The organism is Marinobacter sp., from assembly GCF_033722195.1.
In the GTDB taxonomy this organism is placed as follows: Bacteria; Pseudomonadota; Gammaproteobacteria; order Pseudomonadales; family Oleiphilaceae; genus Marinobacter.
In genome coordinates, this window is sequence record NZ_JAWVZL010000151.1 from 1 (window position 1) to 4,912 (window position 4,912).

A 4,912-nucleotide genomic window follows, 5' to 3' on the forward strand; every position below is an offset into this window, starting at 1 on the left:
CTTCTATTCCAGCGAACAGTCCCTGACCCTGGACCGGGCCTGCACCGTCCATATCGATTTCACCGATGCCGCCACCGGCAAGACCACGGTGCTGAAGCCGGAACTGGAGTTGCAGGAAGGCGAAGTGCTGGACGGCATGTTCATGAGCCGCAAGGCACTGCGGGAATTCTTCGAGCACCAGCTGGAGGATGCCAAGGAAACCGGCGTGATGTTTTCCCTGCACGTCAAGGCCACCATGATGAAGATCTCCCACCCCATCGTGTTCGGCCATGCGGTGACCATCTTCTACAAGGACCTGTTCGAGAAGTACGGCGACCTGTTCAAGGAGCTGGGGGTCAATCCCAACAACGGTCTGAGCAGCGTCATCGACCGCATCAAATCGCTGCCGGAATCCAAGCGCGAGCAGATCATGGAAGACCTCCATGCCTGCTACGCCAAGCGCCCGGAACTGGCCATGGTGGACTCCGTCAAGGGCATCACCAACCTGCACGTGCCCAGTGATGTCATCGTCGACGCCTCCATGCCGGCAATGATCCGCAGCTCCGGCCAGATGTGGGGCCCGGACGGCAAGCTCAAGGACACCAAGGCGGTGATGCCGGAGAGCACCTACGCCACCATCTACCAGGAAGTCATCAACTTCTGTAAGACCCACGGTGCCTTCGATCCCCGTACCATGGGCACGGTGGCCAACGTCGGTCTGATGGCCCAGAAGGCGGAGGAGTACGGCTCCCACGACAAGACCTTCGAGATTCCCGCCGCCGGTACCGTGCGGGTGGTGGATGATCAGGGCAAGGTGCTGATTTCCCACAACGTCGAGCAGGGCGACATCTGGCGCGCCTGCCAGACCAAGGACCTGCCGATCCGCGACTGGGTCAAGCTGGCGGTCAACCGCTCCCGCTCCTCCGGCATGCCGGCGGTGTTCTGGCTGGACGACGAGCGTGCCCATGACGCCCAGCTGATCAAGAAGGTTCACAAGTATCTGGCCGAGCTGGATACCGAGGGTCTGGATATCCAGATCAAATCGCCGGTACGGGCCATCCGCTACACCATGGAACGGCTGATTCGCGGCCTGGATACCATCTCGGTCACCGGCAACGTGCTGCGGGATTACCTCACCGATCTGTTCCCCATCCTGGAGCTGGGCACCAGCGCCAAGATGCTGTCCATCGTGCCGCTGATGGCCGGTGGTGGCCTGTTCGAGACCGGTGCCGGTGGCTCCGCTCCCAAGCATGTCCAGCAGCTGCTGGAGGAGAACCACCTGCGCTGGGATTCCCTGGGCGAGTTCCTGGCAATCGCGGTGTCCCTGGAGGACATGGGCGAGAAGCAGGACAACCCCAAGGCGCGGGTCCTGGGCAAGACCATGGACCTGGCCACCGGACGCCTGCTGGAAGAGAACAAGTCGCCGTCCCGGGTTACCGGTGAGCTGGACAACCGCGGCAGCCACTTCTGGCTGGCCATGTACTGGGCCGAGGAACTGGCCAAGCAGGACGACGACAAGCAGCTGAAGGAGTTCTTCACGCCGCTGTCCAAGTTCCTTAACGAAAACCGCGACAAGATCCTGGAGGAAATGAGTGTGATCCAGGGTCATCCTGCGGATATCGGTGGCTACTATCACCCCTCCAGGGAGAAGGTAGAGGAGGTCATGCAGCCCAGCGAGACCTTCAACAAGGCGCTCCGTGAGGCCCTGGACAAGGCCAAGGCGCAAGCCTGACGCCGATAGCCAAAAGGCCCGGTCCAAGCCTGTCTTGACCGGGCCTTTTGTTTGCGCGACGCTCAGACACCGCAACGGGCTCGTGCCCGACCCACACCAAAGCCATTGTCGCCAGGGGAGCCCGTCGGGCTGAGAAGATAACCCTGGAACCTGATCCGGTTCGTACCGGCGGAGGAAGCGCGACATGATCTATACCACCGCAGCGGCGCTGGCAGCAGCGCTGATCCTGTTTACCTGGCTGGGCCTGCGGGCCCGTCTTGCCGACGGCGGTCTGGACGACTATGTCACCGCCCGCAACTCCCAGGGCGCCCGGGCCCTCGGGCTGTCCTTCCTGGCCTCCGGCATGGGGGGCTGGATCCTGTTCGCACCGCCGGAAGTGGGGGCGCTGGTGGGACCACTGGCGCTGGCGGGCTATGCCATCGGAGCGGCGCTGCCCTTCGTGGTGTTTGCCCTCTGCGGTCCGGCCATCCGCCGCCACCTTCCGGCCGGGCGCAGCATCGGCGAATTCGCCCAGGCCTGCTACGGCAATGGCGTGCGGCGCTGGGTGGCGGTGATCTCGGTACTCTACATGCTGTGTTTCCTGACCGCGGAGCTGACCGCCATTGGCGCTATTACCGGCCTGCTGTCGGGCCTGGACGGCAGCCTGGCGATCCTTGGCGTTGCCGTTGCCACCCTGATCTACACCGCCTGGGGCGGACTGCGGGCCAGCCTGGTCACGGATCGCTGGCAGGCGGTGCTGCTGATCGCCCTGCTGCTGGTGGTGGGGGTGGTTTCACTGCAGGCGTTGCCGGCCCTGCCGGAGACAGCTGCCTTCGCCGACGTACCCACGGGCAGTGCCCTGGCGGTGGCATTGACCCTGGTGATCGCGGTCACCGCCGCCAATCTTTTCCATCAGGGTTACTGGCAGCGGGTCTGGTCCGCCCGTGACGGCGCCAGCCTGGGTCGGGGCGCCATGCTGGGTGGCCTGGTCACCGTGCTGGTGGTAGCCCTGGTGGGCGGTCTGGGTATTTTCGCCGCCATGAGCGGTGTCGATCTGGGCTCGCCGCCGATCCCCTTCTTCGCGCTGTTGGCCACAGCGCCGCCCTGGGTTTCCCTGTTGGCCCTGGTGCTGGCCCTGACCCTGGTGGCCTCCTCGGTGGATACCCTGCAGAACGGTCTGGCGTCGCTGGCGGTCACCGAGAAGAGTGGCCTCTCCCTCACTGCCGCGCGCTGGATCACGGTGGTGCTGATGGTGCCGGTGGTGCTGATCGCTCTGCAGGGCTACTCGGTACTGAGGCTGTTCCTGATTGCCGACCTGCTGTGCGCCACGGCGGTGGTGCCGGTCCTGCTGGGGCTCTGGTCCCGGATGACCACCACTGCGGCGGTGGCAGGTGCCCTGGCGGGCCTGGTGGGGGCCATCCTGCCGGGCTGGCTGGTCGGCGGCAGTCTGGCGGCCGGCTTGCTGGCGGCCAGTTTCCCGGGCGGTATCCCCACTCTCGGGCCGTTTGCCGGCGCGCTGCTGGCCTCCACACTGGTCAGCCTGCTGGTCGCCCTGTTGGCACCCCGCCGATGAGGCAGGCGGGGTTCGGGCGCGAACCCCCTGTTTTCGTTTTTAGAAAAGTGTTTTCATTCCAAAATGATTTGAAAATGCAATATCTGGCCTGAAGTGCATTGCGTAATTCCTGGCGGTTCATCAAACGAAAGGAGTGTCGCAATGAGCAAGTGGTTCCGTTTTCCCGCGCTGGCGATCTCAGCCCTGATGCTGGGCGGTTGCTGGCTTGACAGTGATGACGACCCCGTCAGTCAGGTCACCATTATTCACGCTTCCTCCAACGCGCCCCGGGTCAATGCCTAAATCGATGGCGTGCCGGTGGTCGGTGGTGCCGACTACAAACAGGCACGGCAGCTGGAGACGGTGTCCGGTGCCCGCTCAGTGACGGTGGATGCGGTGCTGCCAGGAGGCGAAACCACCCGGGTGATCGGCCCCGCCACGGTGGACCTCGCGGAGGGTCTGTCCTACGACATCATCGCGGTTGGCGATGTGGGCGGTACCGGTGACCGGGCCCTGGCGCCGCTGGTGGTCAGCGACGATGGTGCCCGCGAGGATGCCGACTCGGTTCGGCTGAGGGTGGCGCACCTGGCGTCCCTGCCGGCGGTGAACGCCGTCGATGTCTACGTCACCGCCCCGGGTGATCCCCTTGGCGAGCCCCTGCTGGCGGATTTCACCTTCAAGACCGTCAGTGATCCGGTGGAGGTGCCGGCCGGCGACTACCAGATCCGCATCACCGCCGCCAACGACCCGACCGTGGCCTATGACAGCGGCACCGTGCCCCTGGCCGCCGGCTCGGATCTGCTGGTGGGGGCGGTCAACAACACCGGCTTTGGCGATTCCCCGGTCAGCCTGATTGTCGAGAGCGGCGGTAGCGTGTCCGAGATCTTCGACACCAATGCCGGTGCCGGCGTGCGGGTGGTCCATAACTCCTACAACACGCCGGCGATGAACAACACCGGCGTGGACGTGTACGTCAATGACCAGGCCCTGGCGGGCGCTCCCGCCATCGCCAATCTGGAGTTCCCCAATGCCGCCCCCAGCGCTGCACTGGGCAGTTATGCCGCCCTGGCGGCCGGTGATACCCGGATCGATGTGACCGCGGCCGGGGTCAAGTCTTCCGCAATCAACGCCACGCTGCCGCTGGCCAACGGGGTTGGTTATACCGTGCTGGCGGCCAACGAGTTTGCGGCCCTGCAACTGCTGCCCTACACCGACGACAACCGCTCCGGGGCCACATCGGCCAGGCTGCGGGTCATCCACGGGGCCGGTACCGCGCCCAACGTTGATGTCTACCTGACCGCAGTGGGCGCCGGTATCGGCAACGGCGAGCCGGTGCTGTCGGATGTGCCCTTTGAAGCGGCCTCCGACTACCTCTACGTGGCGGAGGGCGACTACGATGTCATCGTGACGGTCGCCGGCACCGGTACCGTGGCCATCGGACCGGCGACGGTGAGTCTCGCCAGCGGCTCCACCTATAGCGTGGTGGCCCGGGAGAATGCCGATGGCAGCGGTTTCGACGTCACCCTGCTGGACGATTTCATCATTAACTGACGGCGACAGCTGTTGGGCGGCGGTCTCACGGCCGCCGCCCGTTCCCGCCCAGATCCAGGCCACCAGACCCCGCATATCCCCTTCCTCCCGGCGGGCCACCGAAGCCCCCGGAGCTCCGC

Annotated in this window: 4 protein-coding genes and 1 riboswitch; all 4 genes read left to right on the forward strand. The window is 65.2% G+C overall.

Translation table 11 applies throughout. The annotated features are described in order from the left end of the window. Positions 1–1,711 (forward strand): NADP-dependent isocitrate dehydrogenase (locus tag R3280_RS15955; protein WP_318999600.1); only part of this gene is annotated, 1,711 nt, incomplete at its 5' end. A gap of 103 nt (positions 1,712–1,814) precedes the next feature. Beyond that, positions 1,815–1,906, forward strand: a riboswitch (TPP riboswitch). Next, positions 1,896–3,263 carry a sodium:solute symporter family transporter gene (locus tag R3280_RS15960; RefSeq protein ID WP_318999601.1) on the forward strand — a complete coding sequence of 456 codons (1,368 nt, stop codon included), beginning with the start codon at positions 1,896–1,898 and terminating at the stop codon, positions 3,261–3,263. (Overlaps the previous riboswitch by 11 nt.) 141 nt (positions 3,264–3,404) lie before the next feature. Next, positions 3,405–3,545: a hypothetical protein gene (locus tag R3280_RS15965; protein WP_318999602.1), complete on the forward strand. Its 141-nt coding sequence runs from the start codon at positions 3,405–3,407 to the stop codon at positions 3,543–3,545. 9 nt (positions 3,546–3,554) lie between these two features. Continuing rightward, on the forward strand, positions 3,555–4,793 hold the full coding sequence (locus R3280_RS15970; RefSeq protein WP_318999603.1) for a DUF4397 domain-containing protein: 1,239 nt from the start codon (positions 3,555–3,557) through the stop codon (positions 4,791–4,793). Positions 4,794–4,912: the final 119 nt, after the last annotated feature.